A 21,592-nucleotide genomic window follows, 5' to 3' on the forward strand; every position below is an offset into this window, starting at 1 on the left:
TTTATGGTAACCAACCGTCCGCGCTACCGTGAAAAAGTCTCCCAGATGATAAGCTGGGGGCACTGGTTCGCCCTGTTCAACATTCTACTCGCACTGGGGTTGGGTAGCCGTTATCTGTTCGTTGCCGACTGGCCATCGTCACTGCCTGGACGGCTGTATTCGCTGGTAAGCTGGCTGGGGCATTTCAGCTTTATCGGTTTTTCTACCTACCTGCTGATCATTTTCCCGCTGACATTTATTGTGATGTCGCAGCGATTGCTGCGCTTCCTGTCTGCGGCACTCGCCACCACCGGTCAGACACTGCTGATCGTTGATGCCTCGGTATTCAGCCGTTTTCATCTCCACCTGAATATGACGGTCTGGGATTTGGTGACCAACCCGGACCAAAGCGAAATGGTGCGCGACTGGCAGCTACTGTTCATCAGTGTGCCGGTCATTTTCATGGTGGAGATGCTATTCGGCACCTGGTGCTGGCAAAAGCTACGCAGCCTTAACCGGCGTCATTTCGCCAGACCGATGGCGGCCGTCTTCATTGTGGCGTTTTGCCTGTCTCACCTGATGTACATCTGGGCGGATGCCAATTTCTACCGCCCGATCACCATGCAACGCGCCAACCTGCCCCTCTCCTACCCGATGACGGCCCGCCGTTTTCTGGAGAAACATGGCCTGCTCAATGCGCAAGAATATGAGCGCCGTCTGGCATTGCAGGGCAACCCGGACGCGGTCTCGGTCGAATACCCGCTCAGCGACATCCGTTTTCGCGACGCAGGCAGTGGCTATAACCTGTTGCTGGTGGTGATGGACAGCGTGCCGGATCAGGACACACCGCATTCCATGCCTAATCTGGCGCGCTTCGCCGAAGAAAACGTTCGCTTCAGCAACTATTTCAGCGCCGGTACTCAGCAAGATGGTGGTCTGTTTAACCTGTTTTATGGCATCTCCACCACCTACATGGACGGCATACTCGGCAGCAGCAAACCGTCTGCGCTGATCGATGCCCTGAGTCAGCAGGGTTACCAGTTTGGTCTGTTCTCCGCCAGCGGATTTAACAGTCCATTATACCGTCAGGCACTGTTATCCGACTTCTCACTGCCACCGCCCCAACCGCAAAGCGATGACGCTATCACCACACAGTGGGTCAAGTGGCTGGACAACAATACCGGTACCCGTTCGCCCTGGTTCTCGTTCATCGAGTTCAACCACGCGACCGCAGGCAGTAATGGCCGCCCGCTTGCCGCTGGCGAACAACAGCGTCGCTACCGTCAGGATACCGCCAGTATTGATGAACAAATCGACCGCATCATCACGACGCTGCGGGAGAAAAACCTGCTCGATAAAACGGTGGTGGTGATTACCGCCGAACAAAGCAGTGCCGAACGCCTCAAAGACGACGACCCGTCGCCAATGAACCGGGAACACCGCCAAGTGCCGCTGGTCGTTCACTGGCCTGAAACCCCGGCACAGACCATAAGCAAAATGACTGACCCGAAAGATGTGATGACCACGCTGATGCAACGCTTGCTGCATGTGAAAACGGCGACGGAAGATTACTCGCAGGGAGAGGACTTGTTCAGCGCTGAACGACGCACCAACTGGCTGCTCAACGGTGACAGCAATTCGCTGACCATCATCACACCGCAGCAGGTCATTCAGCTCGGTCGCAACGGCAGTTACCGGGCTTACGACGCCAATGGCCACTTATTACCGGATGAAAAACCGCAGTTAGGGTTGCTCTTGCAGGTGCTGACGACTGAACGGCGATTTATTGCCAACTAACTGCCTAAATCTAAAGCAGTCGTTTAGGGCGGCTATTGCAATCGGGTCAGGAAACGGTAGTATAGCGGCCCATAGCATCGGCACGTAGCGCAGCCTGGTAGCGCACCGTCATGGGGTGTCGGGGGTCGGAGGTTCAAATCCTCTCGTGCCGACCAAATACACCTTCCGTAAGTACCGGTTACTGACGGAAACCCCACAGAAACCCGCATCCTCTCTGAGTTTGCGGGTTTTTTGTTGCCTGTTATCTATCGGGATACCCCGTTTACAGCCGGAAAATTTAGTTATACGCTTAGTTATACCGCCCCATATAACTACAAAACCGTATAACTACGATGGCCCGTATAACTACCCCGCTGACCAATACCGAGATCAAAGCCGCCAAACCTGCCGAGAAGGAATACACGCTACAAGACGGGGATGGGTTGTATCTGTTGGTGAAACCGAGCGGTTCTAAAATCTGGCGCTTTAACTATTACCGCCCTGATACAAAGAAACGAGCGTTAATCAGCTTTGGCGCATTCCCTGCGGTTTCTTTGGCTGAAGCCAGGCAACGGCGTGAATCAGCAAAAGCCCTGATAAGCAAAGGCATCGATCCGCAATTCCACCAGCAACAGCAGCGCGAACAAGAACAAGCCATCAACCAGAACACGTTCGCCAAAGTCGCCGCCGACTGGTACGAAGTGAAAAAATCTCAACCGCTGGCTGCAAACACGATTAAAGATATCTGGCGCTCATTGGAAAAATACGTGTTCCCGTTCATCGCAAATCAGCCTATCAGCCAGCTTACCGCCCGCCATTTCATCACTGCGCTGGAACCGATACAGGCCAGTGGCAAACTGGAAACCGTTAAACGGGTTAGCCAGCGTATTAACGAAGTGATGGACTATGCCGTTAACTCCGGCCTGATACCGGCTAACCCGGCGGCGAAAATCCGCAAAGCATTTCAGACACCGGTGAAAACCCATATGCCGACCATCCGGCCAGAGGCATTGCCTGGCCTGATGAAAACACTATCGGTCGCCAGCATCGAGCTACAAACCCGGTTATTGATTGAATGGCAATTGCTGACCGTTGCCCGCCCGGCTGAAGCCGCAGAAACCCGCTGGAGCGAGCTAGACCTTACGGAGAACACCTGGACAATCCCGGCTGGCCGCATGAAGATGCGCCGCGAGCACGTCATTCCCCTGCCCTCACAAGCGTTAGCCATTCTGGACGCCATGAAGCCAATCAGCGGGCACCGGGAATATCTGTTCCCTTCCGCTAAAGACCCGAAACAGCCGATGAACAGCCAAACCGCTAACGCCGCATTGCGTCGCATGGGTTACAAAGGCGTGCTGGTGTCCCACGGTTTGCGCGCTATCTTCAGTACCGCCGCCAACGAAGCAGGCTTCCCGCCGGACGTCATCGAAGCCGCGCTAGCTCACGTTGACACCAATGAAGTGCGCCGCGCCTACAACCGTTCCACCTATCTGGAGCAACGCAAGGTACTGATGTGCTGGTGGGGTGAGTTTGTTGAAACCGCCGCCACCGGGAAAGCGTTAGCATCCGACGGGGCACGAGGTTTGAGGGTGGTTGGAGAGTAGTGGATAAAATCACAGTGGGGGTCTTCCCACACCTCCCCTATACGCGCTACGATTCCGGTGTATACCAATGATAACCGAATAAAGCCACGTCTAGGGTAGCTCCCGAACGCCCGATCCCTACGGGCTGGCGCTGGCTTCTATCACATAGGGCTATGCGAGGGGCGTAGATGACTGATTCAGTGTTAAATATTCCACGACATATTCGGCGATTGAGAATCGTCAGTGCGGAACTAGTGGCACTTGTAATGGCTGGAGTCTCTTCCGAAGCTGAAAGTATCATAGATGCAGAAAATAATAACTACACATTCTGGAGAGAAGCCAAAATTTATAAAGAGTCAATTTTACAGGCCATAAAGCTAAAAGAAATAACCCCTATTAAAGTGCTTGCCCCACTTCCTGCATCATTTAACGGTTTTATAAATGACGAAACCATTTTAGAACCACATGAAATAAATATTAATACTTATATAACCAATGCTGATTTTCTTGCATCTGATATATGGCCTTGGGCAGAAAAAGAACTATCAGAAGATTCATTTTCTGAAGGAGGTCGCCAACACCACAAGCAAGAGCCAATATCACCAGAAATCGCAGAGGAATCAAAAGAATCAATAGCCGCTCTGAAAAACAAAATAACCGAACTGGAAAAGGACATCCAAGAGTTAAAGAAATTCCTCCCTTGCCACATTGGATCATTTGTCGGAGGTGCCGATAACGACCCTCTATTTCAGGCTATCAGAATAAGAAACACCGAATGGGTAAACTATGACCCTAAAAATAGCGATACCAGAGTAAACCAGCAGGCCATAATCACAGATCTGAGAACCAATTATGGGTTTGTTGAAATCACAGCCAAAGCTATTGAAAAAGTCGCCTGCCCCATTGACCGTAACCCGTCTAAATCTGCTTAAAGTCTACCGTGAGGGTAAACACCCTCAACCCTCACGGTAGATTACCATTACCCTAAATGATGTTGCCCTGACACTAATCGCCTATGCCAACATCCCCATATCGCCGGAATCTACCGGTATCGTTGGAGATAGATGAAATGGCACCAGCAGAAAGAAAAATCCTACTGAAGAAAGAAGTTAAAGCGATCTTGCGCCTGAAGTCTGATAGCGCTTTTCAGGACATGATCAATGCAGGGGAATTCCCCAAAGGCTTTCGCATCGGCCTGCGCCGTGTGGGTTGGTTTGAGGATGACGTTAATACCTGGCTGAATCAGCGCATCGCAGAACGCGACCAGATGACGGGGGTGTGACATGTCACAAACAAAAAACGCCCGCGCTACCGGGCGTCAATGTGAACAAAATAGACCTGCTACGCAAATGCATATTGCTGGCGGACATAATAACCAGCCAGCGCGGATAAGACCAGTCCCTAAGAAGCATCGCGCACGGGTTTTCATGCTGCGTTCCGGCGCGGGTGGTTTTACCGAGAATGACATTCTCCACCACTGCCGCCTTTCTTCTGGCCGGAATTACGCCACGGAATTAGAGCGCCTGCTTGATATTCGGTTAGTGCGTATTGACGAACCTAACGTTGACGGGATCGGCTGTCATTACCGTTATCGGTTTGCAACGCGTGATGATATTTCCCGCGTCATTCGACTGGTCAATAGCAACGCAGAGATTAACGGCCACCCGCCGCTTACCCGGCAGGAAATCAGCCATATTCTAAGCCTGTACCCGGATTACGCCGCCCGCTAACGGAGCCTGATTTTATGACATCAAAAAATAATGACCTTCACGGTCAGGGACTCGCTCACCCTGAAAACAGCCAGAGCGATATTTCCAGTCATGGCTTTGCCGAATTAATCCCGGTGATTTCTGGCCGGATAGGCGAACGCGAAACCAATATTGTGAGCGCCAAATCCCTGCATATTGCGCTGGGTGTAGGGCGATTTTTTGCCAACTGGATAAAGGGAAGGGTAGAAGAATACGGCTTTGTGGAGGGTGTCGATTTCATAACTTTTGATTCCCCTGAATTGGTGAATCAAAGTGCAAATTATGAGCAATTATTGCCAAAACGGGCAGTAATTACCAAACGTGGACGCCCTGAAAAGGATTATGTCTTATCACTTAACATGGCAAAAGAGCTGGCAATGGTTGAGCGCAACGAGCAGGGCCGCGCCGTTCGTCGTTACTTCATCCAGTGCGAGGAAGCCTTACACCGCAGTGCGCCGGAAGTGGCCGCCCGTTTTCGCCGCCAGTTGAAGGCCCGCCTGACCGCCGCGAATTACTTCAAACCGATGTGCGCCGCACTGGAAATCGCCCGTTCTGAGCTGGGCAAGAAAACCCTGCCGCACCACTACACCACCGAAAGCAACATGATCGCCCGCCTGGTACTGGGCGGCCTGACGGCAAAAGGCTGGGCGCAGGTCAACAATGTGGCCGGTGAACCCCGTGACAGCATGAGCGCCGACCAACTGGAGCACCTGTCCTACCTTGAGCAGACCAACATCACGCTGATTGAACTGGGGCAGGACTACCCCCAGCGCAAAGCCGAATTAACCCGGCTGTCTCAACGCTGGATGGCAAAACGGCTGGGGGTGAATCATGCGTAACTTACGCGACGTTGCCCGCAGGGTACGCAAAAATCGCTTGCCGTTTGCTTCACAGATGGGCTATTTTCAACAGGCACCAGCAAAATCTGGTGCCGGGATTGGCGTCCTGACTATGATCGAGGCGACACATGACGCGCCGAGCGTCTTTTTTTGTGTCGTTAATCTGACTCACCCTTTTTTCAGCGCTGCGGGTATAATCCGTGCCGCTCACAAAGTAATGGTGGGCTGGATGGGGGCATCGAAAGATGCGCCGGGTTCCTTGATCACCGGTTACGCCAACCCTGTTCAGCTCACCACCAGTGAAATTGGCGTTTCCGGTGGTGAAAAGTTTTCACCGATCAAGGAGGCTGCCACATGCTGGCTACTACCCCTACCCCCAAACCGCAATTTATCTGGCTTATTGCCGCAATCCGCCGCGACTGTCTCACACAAAAACCGGTCATTCATCGTATCCCCGCCGTTTCTGAACACGAAGCCCGCCGCACACTGGCTGGCGATCACCTCTGCTTTTTCGCGGGCCGCCTGCCGGTTAAGGCGGTGCGCCATGTTTGATAACACCCCGTTAGAACTGGATGAAATTATCGACCAGTGCCGGGCGCTGGCCTATGCCGCCGTCAACACGGATGAATCGCAGGCGCGTGAAATCCTGCTGTTTGTCCTGCAAGAGCGTATCGACCACCTGTATCGCGCCAGCCAGAAAGAGCCTGAACAAGCGGAGGTGTCCCATGCATGACCAGCTCCCCACCCTCAACGCCACACTGAGCGTGCCGCCTGACTTTACCGGGCGCGTGCTGGTGTATGTGGAGAACGGCAGAGCCTCCAGCGACCGCCGGTTATTCGATGATGAACACGTCGCCTGTCTGGATGCCTTTCTGGAGCTGGCCCGGCTGGCGGGCTGGCAGGTTGTTGCGCCAACGGGAGAGCCACAGTGAACAAACAACGCCCCCTTTCCATGCTGGCGGCGCAATGCGCCGGTAGTCACGTTGACCTGTGGCCCGACGGTATCCGAATCACATATGAGAACGCCGCCGTGCCAGATGAACCCTGCTTACTGACCTTTAATGAGGCCGTTTCCCGTCTGGACAGCAATGAATATGACCGGGCGTTATTGACCGGCGTTCAGGTGGTGCGGGCGCTGACCGATGCCATGCTACAGGGCCATTTCAGGCCGGATGACCGGCAAAAACTGATCCTGTTCCGCTGGTTTGTGTCGGTGAAATTCGTGCTTGAACAGGAAGCGATAAACGGCTGCGTCACCGTGACGGACGACAGCGGCCACCCGACACCCGCCGCACTGTACCGCAGCCAGTACGGTGAATTACCCGTTTTCCCTGCCGCAGAGCGTGCAACCCTTGCCGATGCGGTCGAAGGGGCCATGACAGCCACATACGGGGAGGAAGACGGGCGGCGCAATGCGCTGGCGCTCTATGTCGCTATGGTGGGGCCGGTGGCCGGTGAGCTGACCGAAACCGGGCGCAGTGTGATGGCGACCCTGCATGACCAGGCGTTACAGCTCTTCGCGCTGGATAGCGTGCTGCCGCCACCGGCAACGCACTGAGGGCAATGGAATGCGCAATATCGATTTTATCCGTGAAGTGACCCGCTCGGCGGTGGGCTGCTGGCCTGATGTGCTGGCCCTGCTGGGTATTGAGGTTCCCCGCCACCCCACCACGCTCACCCCCTGCCCGGCGTGCGGGGGTAAAGACCGCTTCCAGTTCGATAATCTGGACGGGCGCGGCACCTGGCATTGCCGCCACTGTGAGCCGGAAGCCGGTGACGGGCTGGCGCTGGTGATGAACGTTCGCCAGTGTAATGCGGCAGACGCCGCCCGTCTGGTGGCCGACGTGCTGGGAATGCCAGCCGGTGCGCCAGCGCCGGACACGCGCCAGCATGATACCCGGCAATCATCGTCTGCCGACGAGCAGGCCCGTACCGCAGAAAAAGCCCGACGCTTTGCCGCCCGGCTGAAAAAACTGATCGCACAGGCACAGCCGGGGGAGTCTGCCTATCTGGCCGGAAAGGGCTTAACCGGGTTGTCGTATCCGCTGCTGCCCGATGGCACCCTGCTGCTGACGTTACAGGACGCCAGCGGCACCACCGCCGCCGCACAGACGATTAGCCCCGATGGCCGCAAGCGGCAGGTGGCAGATTCAGCGAAACGCGGCGCGTATCACGCGGTGAATGCGCCCGCACAGCCCGATACGGTGATTATCGCCGAAGGGCTGGCGACAGCATTAAGCGTTCACCAGATGTGCCCGGAGGCGCTGACCCTCGCCGCTATCGATGCGGGCAACATGGTACCGGTGGCAAAGGCCATGCGCACCCGGTATGCCCGCGTTCGTATCATTCTGGCCGCCGATAACGACATCAAACCGGATACGCCGAACGCAGGGAAAGACTGGGCGGAGAAAGCTGCCCGTGCGGTGAACGGCCAGGTGGCCCTGCCGCCCACCGATACCAAGGCCGACTGGGACGATTACCGCCAGCAATACGGGCTGATGGCCGCCACGCAGGCGTTTGCCGCCTCACTGTATTCGCCGCCAGCGGATGAACCGGACGACAGCAGGCCAACGCATAGCGACCCGTTAAAGCCACATGTGCAAAGCCGCCGGGATGGCGTGTTCTGGATAACCCCCAAAGTGGATAAAGACAGCGGCGAGATTATCAACAATGAAAGCTGGCTGTGCTCCTCGCTGGCAGTGGTGGGCATTGGCCGGGACGACAAAGACCAGTATCTGATAATGCGCTGGCGGCCCATCGGCGCGAAGACCGACACCACACAGGCCATTCCGCTGGCGGATATCGGCGAGCGCGAGGGCTGGCGAACGCTGAAAAACGGCGGCGTGAACGTCACCACCAAAAACAGCCTGCGTGCCATTCTGGCCGACTGGCTCCAGCGCAGTGCCGCACGGGATATCTGGCATATCGCCCACGCGACCGGCTGGCAGTGTGGGGCTTACCTCATGCCGGACGGGGAAATCATCGGCACCCCCGACAGGCCGGTACTGTTCAGCGGGCGCAGCGCAGCCGCCGCAGGCTACACCGTCAGCGGCACGGCAGCAGGCTGGCGCGACACCGTGGCCCGCCTTGCCGGGGGCAATTACGCCATGATGACCGGTATGGCGGCGGCACTGGCCGCCCCGTTAATCGGCCTGGTGGGCGCTGACGGGTTCGGCATCCATTTCTATGAGCAATCAAGCGCCGGGAAAACCACCACCGCCAGCGTTGCCACCAGCCTGTACGGTAACCCGGAGTTACTGCGCCTGACGTGGTACGGCACCGCGCTGGGGCTGGCGAACGAAGCCGCCGCCCACAACGACGCGCTGATGCCGCTGGATGAAGTCGGTCAGGGCGCTGACCCGGTGAGCGTGGCACAGGCCGCCTATGCACTGTTTAACGGCGTCGGCAAATTGCAGGGAGCCAAAGAAGGCGGTAACCGGGAGTTAAAGCGCTGGCGCACGGTGGCAATCAGCACCGGCGAAATGGATTTGGAAACGTTCATTGCCAGCGTGGGCAGAAAGACCAAGGCGGGCCAGTTGGTACGGCTGCTGAACATCCCGTTAAGCAAAACGGCACGCTTTCATGAACACGCCAACGGCAAACAGCACGCCGACGCACTGAAAGACGCCTGCCAGCAGTACCACGGTGCCGCAGGCCGGGCGTGGATTAAGCACCTTGCCGACCACCCGCAACAGGCTATCGAGGCCGTGAGAGCCGCTGAAACCCGCTGGCGCAGCCTCATTCCTGCCGACTATGGCGAACAGGTTCACCGGGTGGCCGCCCGCTTTGCCGTGATGGACGCGGCGCTGTCACTGGGCCGGGTCATTACCGGCTGGGATGAACAGGCTGGCCGGGATGCGATACAGCACAGCTTTAATGCCTGGGTGCGCGAATTCGGTACCGGCAACAAGGAGCACCAGCAGATTATCGAGCAGTGCGAAGCGTTCCTGAACGCCCACGGCCTGAGCCGGTTTGCCCCGCTGCCCTATAACCCGCAAGACCTGCCTATACGTGACCTTGCCGGATACAGGGACAGGGGCAAGCACGATGCCGCTCCGATGATGTTCTACACCTTCCCGGCCACCTTTGAGGGCGAAATCGCCAGGGGGTTTAACGTCAGGCAGTTTGCCGAAATCTTGCGCTGTGCGGGCATGTTGACGCCCCCTACCAGCGGGCGCGGCTATCAACGTAAGTCACCACGCATTGATGGGCGACAGATAAACGTCTACGTGCTTCAGTACCGACCGGAGGACGACTCGCCAGAATAGGAGACTTTCACACACGTAGAAGGTGTGTTGGTTCAGTCAGTTCAGTTGGTTCAATGTGTAAAGATGATTGTTATGTAAGGAAAATATTTTCCATTTTGAACCAACACTGAACCAACAACCGGGCGTTTTGAACCAACACGGCGACGTACCCGGTTACTTTCTGGCTGGCGGGCTGCGTGAACCAACAAAAAGCACGTCTGAACCAACGAAACCGACGCGGTGTTGGTTCACACACATCCAGTGCTGGCGCGGCCTGACGGCCCGTGAACCAACTGAACCAACTGAACCGACATCTTTCTGCTGATCTATAGGGGAATGTGGCGGGGTAAAAAAGCAGAGAGCCGTAGTCCGATGAACCGGCTACGCGCCATTATCCCTATTTACGCAACACACATTGATATCATTTCATTTTATGAAATAATGATTACTGTATAAATATCAGGCCAAGGGGGATGTATGGAGGCGGGCGGCAAGGTCAAACCGGTTTTACTCAGCAGGCATCAGGTGGAGGCACTCCGCCGTATTCAGGAGCAGGAGCGCCGCCAGTCACCGCTGGGGATTGCGCCCACGGTACACGCTATCGCACGCAGCCTGATGGATAAGGCATTACACGATATCGGGGTGTTGCATGTCACAGACCATTGATGAACTGCTGATTTCGCTTGGCCTGAAAATGGATGCCAAATCCTTTCAGGCGGCCAACGATGCGATTAAAGGCGTGAGTGACAAAGTCCTCCAGTTGGCTGCCGTTGCCGGTACCGGCATGGGGCTCAGGGCGCTAACGTCTGGTGTGGCTCAGACGGCGCTTGAAATGAAGCGCGTTGCAGATAATACCGGGTTTACCATTCGCCAGATTCAGGGGCTGGAAATGGCGATGAACCGGCTTAAAATCAACCCGGAAGCGGCGCAGGACATTGCCAAGATGATCCCCGCCCTGCAATTAAAGGCGCGGTTTGGTCAGTTGGGCGATAAGGCATACTGGGGCGCGGCATTTAACCCCACCGAGTTTGCCAGTATGGGCGCCATGAATGGGTTGAAATACTTCATCAATGCCTACAGCAAGATGAATTATGACCAGAGAACGTTTTTACGTCAGGGGGCAGAAACCGGCCAGGACTCACCACTTATCAGGCTGTCGGAAAAAGGCAGCGGTTTTCTTGATGAATCCATGAAGATGGCAGGCAACATGCCGTTTCCGATTGATAACGAATTGCTAAAGAATGCGCAGGTGTTTAACGATGAAATGGCCCAGTTCAAAAACAATCTTGATGCGTTAGCGATTTCGCTCGGAAAAGGGATTATTCCCGTCGTTAACGACCTGCTGAAAGCCGCCAACAAATTTATTCAGGAAAACCCGGGAGCAGCAGCCGGGGTGCTGGCAACGGCAGGGGTGGGAAGTGTTGTCGCAGGCAGCGGCATATTAAAGCGGCTCCTCCGACCCACCCCACCCAAAGGGCTGGCTCCCACCGCCAGCAGAGGCTTGCTGTCTCGCCTGCTCTTTAATCCCCTGACTCTCGAAGCCGCAGCAGCTTTTACACCGGGGAATATCTTTACATCGACCGATGAAGCCAGAGCCATGAGCAATCCCCTGTTGAATCGTGGTGGGTCTGGCGGCGGGGTGAGTCCGCGCGAGGCATACCAGCGCCAGACGAGCGGTGAAATAGGAAAATTGGTAGACAATCCCAACGCTCGTGCATATCTGGACGCTATCTCAAAAGCCGAAGGGACGGCGGGATACATGAACAATGGCTATAACACCCTGTTTGGCGGTGAACAGTTTGCCAATATGTCCGACCACCCCCGGATTATGAAGCCATTCACGCAGACGGACGGAGTCCAAAATAAAACGTCCGCCGCCGGGCGCTACCAGTTCACTCAAAAATCGTGGGATGAAGCGGCATCCGCTCTGGGCCTGACCGACTTTTCACCCCGTAGTCAGGACATGGCCGCTTTATGGCTAATCCAGCGTGCCGGGCAGCTGGATAACGTCGTCAACGGTGATTTTATGTCGGCGACAAATGGGCTGGGTGGTGTATGGGCCTCCCTGCCGTCGTCTCCCTATGCGCAGCCTAAAAGGTCACAGGAAGACATGGCGAACTATCTGGGTGACTACGGTTACAGAGCCGGATCCGTGCCAACACCTGCGGCGCTACCCGTTATTGGGCAGGGTGGAAGCGCTGGCGGCGGAATGGTCGTCAACCAGCAAAACGAGTTCAACATATCCGGCGCGGGTCTGAATGAACAACAAATGAAAGACGCAGCCGCCGCGGCAATTGGTGAAACGGCCAAGCGCTGGCAACAGTCTTATGCCCTGGGGAGGTGATCAACACAGGCCCCTTCTGAATACAATCAACGCCACCAACAGAACATGAGGAATAACCATGTTAATGAGTAAGGCCGAATATGCCCGGCATTGCGGTGTCAGCCGCCAGACAGTGTATGACTGGGTGAAAAAAGGTGACGTGGTGCTTTCTGGTGCGAAAATCGATGTGTCCGCAACGGAACAACAACGTGCCAGCACCAGTAACGCCGATGCCTCACCGTGGCCGCATCGCACTGTCGAAATGACGTGGAAACAGACCGCTGAATGGGTGAGGCAACACGATAGCAAGGAGCCCGATGAGGATAATTACACCGCTCGCCTAACTCGCCTGATCGCTGCTGCCGAGGAATTGGGCTATGACGTTGATAGCAGTCAATACGATGCGCAGGAGTCCATGATTGCTCTGTACATGGATGGCAGCGCACGGCACGAATTCTACGATAAAGACTGTGTGGATGCGGCGATCACTTTTTTGCGGACAGAGCTTTTCTATGTCGCATTCCATATTCCTGATGATGAGGCTGACTGGAGTCCTCAGGGGTTATCAGCGTTGTGCTTACGGCAAGGCAACAACATATAAACCGCCATCCAGGTGAAAGGCAAAATCTTAGCAGTTATGGACGCTGTTGAAATCGGCATTACGCCGGGATGTACAGAAATATCGGGTTTATCATCAGTCTAACCGTGACAGCGTCAAGAACGCCCTGACGTGTAAAGCGACCGTTATAGAGATTTATATATGCCATCGGCAGGATGCCGGACACCAATCGGCGTACACCTCAAGGCTAAACATCCTTGATAATTAATATAATCAGCATGTTACCTTACACACCTCACGCCATTGATAACACAAACCACACTGTAAAGTGTCCAACCTCCAAAACGGTCGGAAAACTGGACGGTCGGACAGATTCGCAACCCTCAAAATCAATTTCATCAATTGAAAATCAAATTGCCCGTCAATTGAAATCAATTGGCCGATATGGCTGAAAGCCTTGTGAATACTGGGTTTGTGCTTTATTGGGCTTTCTACTGGCCTGTGCTCTGTCGTGCGAAAGCCACTCAACGGATTGGGTTTGCGTTGATTCGAAGGGCGAGAAAGTGTCAATTTATGCGACCAGTACGATGTATAGAAATGTTAAGGTTTGCTGTATCGGAATGTATCGGCTTTGCTGGTTGAGGTGTAAAGCGAGTGATAGTACTACTACCTCCAGTTGCAGACTGTATAGGCGCTGGCGGTTTATTGGATTAATCCGTTAGTGTCTGCGATTGATCAGGCAAACGGGCAACTGGCGGCAATTTGGGAGGTAAAAAACAAGATGATGCAAGTGCATTAAAATTGCTAAAGATACTTGCAAATCATCCGATACATTAAATTCATTTATGAAAAACTAGTAATGTAAAGGATAAAGCATGGCTCAGGTAAAAAATGTAGAAAAGAAGATTTGGGATGTTCAGGGGTTCGATGTGGATTTTAAATATCCAGATGGGACTAATGTTCGCGGTGATAAAAAAGATATGCCGCAGTACTCACGGAAGAACGCATCTAAAAATGACATGACCGTCAAGGAGTGGAAAGAAGGGCATTTCAAGAAAATTTATCCTGGCTTTGATTGTGACATTCTCTTGGGGGATGGTAGTTCAGCGCATGGTTCCACGAAGCTCGGAACGGTAAGGGATTCATACACAGACGATAGCGAGTGAAACTTTAACCACCTACTGGGGCAGTTTTTATCGCCATCACAAAGGCCACCATCTGGTGGCTTTTTTAATGGTTATAACGGAGTAGCAAACATGGCAAAGACGGACTGGGAGTCGGTCAAGAGCGATTACACCGCCGGTCAACTTTCGATAAGGGCCATCGCCTTACTGCCCCTGTTGGTTCTGAGGGACATGTCGGGCAGATTATCAAGCAATGAAAAATCAAACTCTCTACCGCCATTTTTCAGGATGACTTTTCGCTTTAGTTATACGTTTAGTTATACAAGAAAAAATAAAACCATATAAAATTAAATAAAAACATTATCTTGCATTGAAAATTCAATTTCTCTCGTGAAGTACCGGTTACTGACGGAAACCCCACAGAAACCCGCATCCTCTCTGAGTTTGCGGGTTTTTTGTTGCCTGTTATCTGCCGGGATACCCCGTTTACAGCCTGAAGATTCAGTCTCGTAAGCAGAGCCGAAAACATACGCCACTACCCATTATTTTCTCGTCACCTTGCCCTCTTCCGTTACAGAAACCACAATAGATGCAAGATAACCATTTCTGTGAGGTTTCATCATGGATGCTATGCCAGTTCACCTGAATGACCATTCTTCTGCCCAATTAGTCGCGCCAGTAACGGCGACCGAACGGGTACACACCTTTCTGGTAGAACAGGAGTCTATTGAAGAGAATCTCGCGCGGGAATACCGGCAGATTGCTGAAATTGAACAGGCAATCAAAGAAGCCCATGCAGGCGATTTTGTTGCGGCGGATGAAATGGATAAACTGTTTCAAAAGTTAGGAGAAACAGAGCAATAAGGAAATTAAGCAATGACGCCACTATCCCCCACAGGGCCGTTAGCTTCTGTCTGCGTATTTTCTGTTTCGCCCGGTGTGGAGGTTCGGTTTGTTATTGGGTCAACAAGGCGCAAAACGGAACCGAGCGAGGACCATCTGCAAAAGTGTGGGATGACTTGACCTATACTGCCCCATGCCAGAACAGTCGTTATCTTTATTATGTGAGATAGTCCGATTTATCGGGCAGCTTAGAGCCAGAGTTTGCACTTGAACGAATTCCCTCCTTTGATATAGAAAAATTAGAGCAATTCTCGAAGGTTACGAGCAGAGAAACGTTAGAAATGAACGAATCTCGTTTGCTTGCATTCGCAAATGCTGACTTAGGCAAGAATAGCGGTCGTTACGACGACGGCACTATTATTCCAACAAATCTCTGCAAAATATTTGTAAGAATTGGTATAGGCATGCCCCGGTATTCTACATCCGGCTCTGCTGCCCAATCAGATATCAAGGCACCATCAGTAGAAACCAAGTATAAAAAACGAATTATATTGACGCACTGGAACCACCAACGTTACTAATATTGTCCGATTTGCTGTAGGAACTATCGCTAAGGAGTAATGGATGATCTCGTTCCGTTCGATGACTGAAGAAGAGTATCCAGCTTTTCTTGAATATTTTATTCCTGATTATGCTGATGAGATACGGTCAAACTATAGACTTTCCCCAACTGATTCTCTTGTAAGAGCGACTAAGGAAATATCGGAAACACTAACTGGGGGAGTGAATACTCATAGGCACGTACTATGGTGTCTTTTTGAACGGTCAGATCAAACCGACAGACATATCGGCTATATCTGGTATAAACCAGATACGGCTATGGGTAGTGTTTTTATCTACGATTTTCATATCTTCAACTCCTGCCAGGGAATAGGGCTTGGTAAACGAACTCTTCGCGCTTTTGAAGAAAATCTACGGGAGAACGGTTTTAAAGAAATCAGACTACGTGTTGCTGGTGATAATGTCCGTGCCCGACATATCTACGAGAACAGTGGATTTGGTGTTACGGGTATCAACATGAGTAAGGTTATTGCGGGCTGAGGTACTAAAAATAGCCAGAGTAATATTGTTTTTTTTCTTCTTAACAATATGTCTTCTGTCTGAGCATGTAGTTGAGGATATCGTTATGAATCACCTGGCTATCAGCGGTGATGGTGAAGAGGCGATGGATGATTTCTACTTTTCAGTCTTGATTATCAGGATCATCGTATCGTCTGTTTTCGCTTTTGCCCTGGCGTCCTTGATCGGAAGGCTTTTGAAAAAGAAAAGATAGTTTCTTCGTCCACGGCTGGTTGGTCGTACTGCTAATCCATCACTCACGTTGCAATCATGGCAACCCGTCAGAGAGATACACAGCAGGCAACGCTGTCTCCCCACACAGTAGCCAACTCTGGGATGGGTACGCATACACCGCTGTCATCCAGTGATGTGGATCAGAGGCATATGCGGGAAGTGTTTATTCACGGTTAAGGTATTCCCCCGCAGTCGCTTCGTACTGGCAGGTAGTGTCTCAGTGTCGGATTGTTATTACAATAGAGAAAGAGGCGACTGCCCCACGGGCAGAACACTAAAACGAAAATATTTGATTTATCACTAAGCTGATTTTGAGTCCGAGTCAACCACGCTTCGCATCCAAGTATTAAGTGAAATCAAGCTGCGCTGACATACCTGAACAACAAAACGACTGAATTAGCCAGTATATGTGTTAACACCGGCATCAGCAGACCTTTGCTGGTCAGGCGCGCGTAACACAGCAGCAATGATATTGCTACTAACTCAGTGAGGCTTACAGTGGATGAATATTGTGTATGCGCACCTGCAAATAACAGCGAAACCAGAATACAGCAAGCCAACCTATTATTAGGCAACCACGTAAGAAGCCCCTGCAGCAAAAAACCCCGGAATACTATCTCTTCAACGATAGGACTGAGCAGAACCAGCGCCAACACAACACTCAGCCACCCTTGTTTTGAAAAATCAGTCACCTGCTGCATCCAGCGCTCTTCTCTCGACATTATCAAACCTGTCAGCATCAAAATGAGCAACAGCACAACGGTGAGTTTACGCATCAGACGATAGGAAAAAGGCCCAAGAGAAAGCAATCCATACCGTTTTGTGTACCAAAACCAGAATGGCACAATGATAATAAAGGCCAGTAATGTAAAAAAGACTAACGAATAAGCTGGATTAATCGCTATGCCACGATACAGCAAAATCCCCGTAAAAATTGAAATACTGTACCAAAGGACAGGTAACCCGAAACACCAAAGAGATTGTTCCAGACGATCTATATGATGCGACATATCTTCCCTGAGAAAATGTAATTATTGCTTAAACATTACTAACGCCAATAATTGTGGCATCTGGGTTGTCGGAGACGATAACAACATGCTGTACCAGAAACGGAAGTTAATAAGACGATAAAGGATCGTATTCCCAGTCTGATTCGTCATGGTAAACCGAACCATCGTCATCCATCACTTGCGCATTGAAGTATTTGGCAATTTTCAGCATTTTTCTATACAAGTGCGTGTCTGGCCACTTGGTGTAAATATTACCTGCACTCCAGTCAAGCCATGGCTCATCATGCAGTGAAAAACCTGACCACAACGCATAATAATCGCCGTTTTTAACGTCTATGCTTAATTCATCATCACTATGAATATAGGAAAGCCATTCATCAGAGGTTATTTGAGCTTCGTCATTATCTGCCCAAAAATCAGCTCTTGTTATATGAAACTCAACGCCCATAACATCCCCTGCACACAGTTCAGATAGTAATTTTGCACAACGGTTACCGTTGTTTTCTTACCTTCATACATTAACACAGTGACTTATCAGGAGTGGCTTTATTTGAGTGTACTGCTTTCACTGATTGGAAAGTCGCCATGCCCAAATTTCGCTCTATACCGCTCTTTTACTGACCGCTTTTCAAGCCATAAGCGCTCTGATTTAACGGCATAGTGCTGCGACCTCATCTTTGAGTATCGTCACGCAAACATCATATAGTTGCAGGCCTACCAGTTCCATCAGACTGCTTTTTCATAACACAATTGCCAGTCGCATGGATAAAGGGCTGGGTCACCCCGCATCGTGGTGAAATATGGGCTGCATACCTGACTTTGCCCCACAAAAAGTCCAGCACCGCCGTTGTATGCAGCTAACTCTTAACACGCTTTCCCGACGCATCAATTACTCGCTCGCCATCTTCTTTAATGAATTCGCCTTGTTGTGCATCAGGCAAAATATCCAGCACCACTTCTGATGGGCGACATAGCCGGGTGCCAAGTGGCGTGACCACAATCGGGCGATTAATCAATATGGGGTGAGCCAGCATAAAGGCGATCAACTGTTCATCGCTGAAGCTATCGTCGGCCAGACCTAACGCGGTGTAAGGTTCAACGTTTTGACGCAGCAACATGCGTGGGGTGATACCCATCGCACGAATCAGCTCCTCAAGCTCCGCTTTAGAGGGAGGCGTATCAAGGTAATGAATAACGGTGGGTTCAACACCGCTATTGCGAATCAGCGCCAGTGTATTACGCGATGTGCCGCACGCTGGGTTGTGGTAAATAGTTATCTCTGTCATTGCCCTATTCTCTTTGAAAAGCTGATGCTGAAAGCCGCATGGGTTAAATAGAAAGATGTAGCGCCAACGCTACCAGCGTCACGAATAACACCGGCAACGTCATCACCACACCAACACGGAAGTAATATCCCCAACTGATGCGGATATCTTTTTGCGCCAGTACATGCAGCCACAGCAATGTGGCAAGACTGCCGATGGGAGTCAGTTTGGGGCCTAAATCGCAGCCAATAATATTGGCGTACGTCATGGCCTCACGGATTACACCATTAGCCGCAGATGCATCAATCGACAATGCGCCGATGAGCACCGTCGGCATATTGTTCATCACCGATGACAACACCGCCGTGAGGAAACCGGTGCCTATCGTCGCCATCCACAGCCCTTGAGCAGCAAAATAATTCAGCACATGGGACAGGTAATTAGTCAGCCCGGCATTACGCAGACCATATACCACCAGATACATGCCCAGTGAAAACACCACAATCTGCCAGGGCGCGCCGCGCAGTACACTGGTGGTATCAATCACGTTCCCTCGCCGGGCGACCAGCCAGAGGATCACGGCAGCAATCGTCGCAACCACGCTGACAGGCACCCCATGTGGCTCCAGTACAAAAAAGCCGCTTAACAACAGTGCCAATACCCACCATCCTGCCTTAAACGTTTGCCTGTCACGAATAGCCGCAGCAGGATCTTTCAGTTTGTCCAAATCGTAATCGGCCGGAATCTCCCGGCGGAAAAACAGATGCAAAACGCCCAATGTGGCAACAACAGCGGCGATATTGACTGGAATCATCACCCGCGCATAGGTATTGAAACCGATGCGGAAATAATCCGCCGTAACGATATTAACCAGATTGGATACCACCAGCGGCAGGCTGGAGGTATCGGCAATAAATCCGGCGGCCATCACGAAGGCCAGTGTTGCGCCACGACTAAAGCCCAGCGCGGTCAACATCGCCACCACAATCGGCGTCAGGATCAGTGCTGCACCATCATTCGCGAACAGTGCAGCAACCAGCGCCCCCAGCACAATCATCAAGGAGAACAGGCGTTTGCCTCGCCCGTGTCCTTTGCGTGCCATGTGCAGCGCGGCCCACTCGAAAAAACCGGACTTATCGAGCAGTAAGCTGATAATAATGATCGCAATAAACGTGATAGTCGCATTCCAGACGATATGCCATACCACGGGAATATCGTCTATGTGAATCACCCCGGTAGCCCAGGCCAACACAGCCCCGAACGACGCGCTCCAGCCAATCCCCAACCCGCGAGGTTGCCAGATGACCAGGATCAGCGTCAGTATAAAAACGGCTCCAGCCAGTACCATGCCATGCTCCCATCAACACATATGAAATAACGAATATATAGAGATAAATTTTTATCCGCAAACCCGCTGATGCCCGAGTCGGCTTACCACGCTTGTAACGGTATGCCGCTGGCTTAGCCATGCCTGCTCAATAATCGCGGCACACCAGGCGGGAACATGCGGTGAAAGCCGATAATGAATCCATTTCCCCTGACGACGATCCACTAACAGCCCGGCATCGCGTAACAGCGCAAGGTGACGGGAAATCTTGGGTTGAGGCTCCTGTAACCCCTCACACAAATCGCACACACATAACTCGCCCGCTTCTCGCAGCAATAACACAATCGAAAGGCGGGTTTCATCCGACAACGCCTTAAACAGTTCCAGCGGGGTCAACATAGTCATGAAATCCTCCCCAAAGCACATTTACATAGGTTAAAACAGATATGTTTGTTATGGCAACTATGTAATCTAGTCAATCACCTTTATATGAAGCGGATCGACACTACATGCCAATAACAAATCCCACTTTTCTTTTATGATACAATCAATTAGCATCATTGGTAAAATTGAACATTATTTCAACTCTCTCAGATGGCATCATGAAGACGCTCGAAGAATTACGTCAGCAGCTTATCGAAATTGGCGAGAAATTGGGTGAAGGGGTTCGTCCAAATGGGCATTTTATTATTCCTGATGCACCCGATGGCATGGCAACGCCTCATCTCGAAATTCATGATGATAAATACCATTATGTTGTCTGTGAAAGAGGTGTGGAGTTTTCTCGAAAAATCACCTCAAGTGAAGATGAAATACTTTATTGGTTTGTCGAATCAAGCGTCAGTGCCATTGCCTCCAGCCTGGCTGCCAGCGAATGCCTCCCTAACGGTGAATTCAGACGACTATATTTTAAAAAACAATATGAATTGCTTAAATCAGTAAACCCGACATGGGCAGAAAAAAAGCGAAGAGATTTCGTTGAGATCCTTGTCAGTGAAATGAAAAAATGAGCGTGTTAGATGATGATGGTGGAAAGATGACAATTGTTTTTATACCCGCATTAATTTCACTACTAATGATGCGAGAAGACGAGGCAGGAAGGCCACTAACAAGAGAAGAAGTAGAAACCATTCGGGATAACGCCACCGCAATAAATTTACCTGAAGACGTCGCAATCAGTATGGCCGCCGAAAGAGGATATCATGATATATCCCCTGAACATGTCTGGGATGAATGGATATCATTTAAAATTAATAGGATAGAACTATGAAACATGAACTATGGACGAACGAAGAAGGTCTGGATTTATTTTGCCTGGCGGGTAAAATGGGTGATGATGCACGTAGCCTTCTTGAACCCGACTATAAATTAATCTGGACGTGTGAGGCTGACTGTTATTTTGAAGCAATGACCAAATACTATGAATTTCGCAACTGGGGTAAATATAAAACTAACTTCCCTGCGCATGATAAAAAAACATATAAAGAATTAGAATGGGAGCCAGATAAATAACAATGGCATAGCACAATTATTATTTAAAAATACCATGAACAGCATACTTAAATAAAATTTAGAATAGTGCCATGGAAAACCGATACCACTACATAACCCCTATA

Annotated in this window: 26 protein-coding genes, 1 tRNA gene and 1 pseudogene; 23 read left to right on the top strand and 5 right to left on the bottom strand. The window is 51.5% G+C overall.

Annotated features, from left to right (window positions below; all coding sequences use genetic code 11):
• Positions 1-3: 3 nt before the first annotated feature.
• The 20 genes and pseudogenes from yejM to DD586_RS22120 all read left to right on the top strand — a co-directional run bounded on the left by yejM (position 4) and on the right by DD586_RS22120 (position 16,354).
• Positions 4-1,776: an LPS biosynthesis-modulating metalloenzyme YejM gene (gene yejM, locus DD586_RS11810; RefSeq protein ID WP_012885052.1), complete on the top strand. Its 1,773-nt coding sequence runs from the start codon at positions 4-6 to the stop codon at positions 1,774-1,776.
• 78 nt (positions 1,777-1,854) lie between these two features.
• Positions 1,855-1,931: transfer RNA gene (locus tag DD586_RS11815), tRNA-Pro, on the top strand.
• Between the two features lie 177 nt (positions 1,932-2,108).
• Positions 2,109-3,359, top strand: a complete 1,251-nt coding sequence (locus tag DD586_RS11820; protein ID WP_012885053.1) for an integrase domain-containing protein — start codon at positions 2,109-2,111, stop codon at positions 3,357-3,359.
• Between the two features lie 167 nt (positions 3,360-3,526).
• A complete protein-coding gene (locus DD586_RS21100) occupies positions 3,527-4,270 on the top strand; it encodes a hypothetical protein (RefSeq protein WP_012885054.1) in 744 nt (247 codons plus the stop codon).
• Between the two features lie 137 nt (positions 4,271-4,407).
• Complete coding sequence (locus tag DD586_RS11830; RefSeq protein ID WP_012885055.1) at positions 4,408-4,620, top strand: helix-turn-helix transcriptional regulator; 213 nt, start codon at positions 4,408-4,410, stop codon at positions 4,618-4,620.
• Between the two features lies 1 nt (position 4,621).
• On the top strand, positions 4,622-5,068 hold the full coding sequence (locus DD586_RS11835; protein WP_012885056.1) for a hypothetical protein: 447 nt from the start codon (positions 4,622-4,624) through the stop codon (positions 5,066-5,068).
• A gap of 14 nt (positions 5,069-5,082) precedes the next feature.
• Positions 5,083-5,925: an antA/AntB antirepressor family protein gene (locus DD586_RS11840; RefSeq protein WP_012885057.1), complete on the top strand. Its 843-nt coding sequence runs from the start codon at positions 5,083-5,085 to the stop codon at positions 5,923-5,925.
• 112 nt (positions 5,926-6,037) lie between these two features.
• Positions 6,038-6,253 (top strand): annotated as a pseudogene (locus DD586_RS22500) (ash family protein); the annotation flags it as partial.
• A 26-nt stretch (positions 6,254-6,279) separates the two neighbouring features.
• On the top strand, positions 6,280-6,477 hold the full coding sequence (locus DD586_RS22280) for a host cell division inhibitor Icd-like protein (protein WP_035343254.1): 198 nt from the start codon (positions 6,280-6,282) through the stop codon (positions 6,475-6,477).
• A complete protein-coding gene (locus DD586_RS21425) occupies positions 6,470-6,658 on the top strand; it encodes a hypothetical protein (protein ID WP_012885058.1) in 189 nt (62 codons plus the stop codon). The genes DD586_RS22280 and DD586_RS21425 overlap by 8 nt, the downstream gene beginning before the upstream one ends.
• Positions 6,651-6,857 (top strand): hypothetical protein, encoded by a 207-nt coding sequence (locus tag DD586_RS11850; RefSeq protein WP_012885059.1) that lies wholly within the window; start codon positions 6,651-6,653, stop codon positions 6,855-6,857. Before DD586_RS21425 ends, DD586_RS11850 begins: the two co-directional genes overlap by 8 nt.
• The gene (locus DD586_RS11855) at positions 6,854-7,483 is read left to right on the top strand and encodes a hypothetical protein (protein ID WP_012885060.1); all 630 of its coding nucleotides are present in this window, start codon (positions 6,854-6,856) and stop codon (positions 7,481-7,483) included. Before DD586_RS11850 ends, DD586_RS11855 begins: the two co-directional genes overlap by 4 nt.
• Before the next feature lie 10 nt (positions 7,484-7,493).
• On the top strand, positions 7,494-10,193 hold the full coding sequence (locus DD586_RS11860; protein WP_012885061.1) for a TOPRIM and DUF927 domain-containing protein: 2,700 nt from the start codon (positions 7,494-7,496) through the stop codon (positions 10,191-10,193).
• Positions 10,194-10,649: 456 nt separating this feature from the next.
• Entirely contained in the window at positions 10,650-10,838 is a 189-nt protein-coding gene (locus DD586_RS11865; RefSeq protein WP_012885062.1) for a hypothetical protein, read from the top strand.
• Entirely contained in the window at positions 10,822-12,516 is a 1,695-nt protein-coding gene (locus DD586_RS11870) for a glycoside hydrolase family 24 protein (RefSeq protein WP_012885063.1), read from the top strand. The genes DD586_RS11865 and DD586_RS11870 overlap by 17 nt, the downstream gene beginning before the upstream one ends.
• A gap of 58 nt (positions 12,517-12,574) precedes the next feature.
• Complete coding sequence (locus tag DD586_RS11875; protein WP_012885064.1) at positions 12,575-13,096, top strand: helix-turn-helix transcriptional regulator; 522 nt, start codon at positions 12,575-12,577, stop codon at positions 13,094-13,096.
• 833 nt (positions 13,097-13,929) lie between these two features.
• Entirely contained in the window at positions 13,930-14,220 is a 291-nt protein-coding gene (locus DD586_RS11880; protein ID WP_012885065.1) for a hypothetical protein, read from the top strand.
• Between the two features lie 579 nt (positions 14,221-14,799).
• The gene (locus tag DD586_RS11890) at positions 14,800-15,042 is read left to right on the top strand and encodes an ABC transporter ATP-binding protein/permease (RefSeq protein ID WP_012885067.1); all 243 of its coding nucleotides are present in this window, start codon (positions 14,800-14,802) and stop codon (positions 15,040-15,042) included.
• A gap of 603 nt (positions 15,043-15,645) precedes the next feature.
• Positions 15,646-16,122, top strand: coding sequence for a GNAT family N-acetyltransferase (locus DD586_RS11895; protein ID WP_012885068.1), 477 nt, complete (start codon positions 15,646-15,648; stop codon positions 16,120-16,122).
• Between the two features lie 85 nt (positions 16,123-16,207).
• Entirely contained in the window at positions 16,208-16,354 is a 147-nt protein-coding gene (locus DD586_RS22120) for a hypothetical protein (protein WP_012885069.1), read from the top strand.
• 376 nt (positions 16,355-16,730) lie between these two features.
• On the opposite strand, the gene DD586_RS11905 is transcribed toward DD586_RS22120, so the two are convergent.
• From DD586_RS11905 to DD586_RS11925, 5 genes are all read right to left on the bottom strand, one after another.
• Complete coding sequence (locus DD586_RS11905; RefSeq protein WP_012885070.1) at positions 16,731-17,384, bottom strand: CPBP family intramembrane glutamic endopeptidase; 654 nt, start codon at positions 17,382-17,384, stop codon at positions 16,731-16,733.
• Positions 17,385-17,490: 106 nt separating this feature from the next.
• Positions 17,491-17,832 (bottom strand): hypothetical protein, encoded by a 342-nt coding sequence (locus tag DD586_RS11910; protein WP_012885071.1) that lies wholly within the window; start codon positions 17,830-17,832, stop codon positions 17,491-17,493.
• Between the two features lie 409 nt (positions 17,833-18,241).
• Positions 18,242-18,670, bottom strand: a complete 429-nt coding sequence (gene arsC / locus DD586_RS11915; protein ID WP_012885072.1) for a glutaredoxin-dependent arsenate reductase — start codon at positions 18,668-18,670, stop codon at positions 18,242-18,244.
• A 43-nt stretch (positions 18,671-18,713) separates the two neighbouring features.
• Entirely contained in the window at positions 18,714-19,997 is a 1,284-nt protein-coding gene (locus DD586_RS11920) for an arsenic transporter (protein WP_012885073.1), read from the bottom strand.
• 51 nt (positions 19,998-20,048) lie between these two features.
• On the bottom strand, positions 20,049-20,381 hold the full coding sequence (locus DD586_RS11925; RefSeq protein WP_012885074.1) for a metalloregulator ArsR/SmtB family transcription factor: 333 nt from the start codon (positions 20,379-20,381) through the stop codon (positions 20,049-20,051).
• 197 nt (positions 20,382-20,578) lie between these two features.
• Between DD586_RS11925 and DD586_RS11930 the strand changes: the two genes are divergently transcribed.
• Genes DD586_RS11930 through DD586_RS11940 form a run of 3 tightly spaced genes read left to right on the top strand, consistent with a single transcriptional unit; the run spans position 20,579 to position 21,488 of the window.
• Positions 20,579-20,986, top strand: a complete 408-nt coding sequence (locus tag DD586_RS11930; RefSeq protein ID WP_041164452.1) for an Imm63 family immunity protein — start codon at positions 20,579-20,581, stop codon at positions 20,984-20,986.
• Positions 20,983-21,246, top strand: a complete 264-nt coding sequence (locus tag DD586_RS11935; RefSeq protein ID WP_095522537.1) for a hypothetical protein — start codon at positions 20,983-20,985, stop codon at positions 21,244-21,246. The genes DD586_RS11930 and DD586_RS11935 overlap by 4 nt, the downstream gene beginning before the upstream one ends.
• Positions 21,243-21,488 carry a hypothetical protein gene (locus tag DD586_RS11940; protein WP_012885077.1) on the top strand — a complete coding sequence of 82 codons (246 nt, stop codon included), beginning with the start codon at positions 21,243-21,245 and terminating at the stop codon, positions 21,486-21,488. Before DD586_RS11935 ends, DD586_RS11940 begins: the two co-directional genes overlap by 4 nt.
• The last annotated feature ends 104 nt before the right edge of the window (positions 21,489-21,592 follow it).

The sequence above is a fragment of the Dickeya parazeae Ech586 genome (assembly GCF_000025065.1).
Taxonomy (GTDB): Bacteria; Pseudomonadota; Gammaproteobacteria; order Enterobacterales; family Enterobacteriaceae; genus Dickeya; species Dickeya zeae.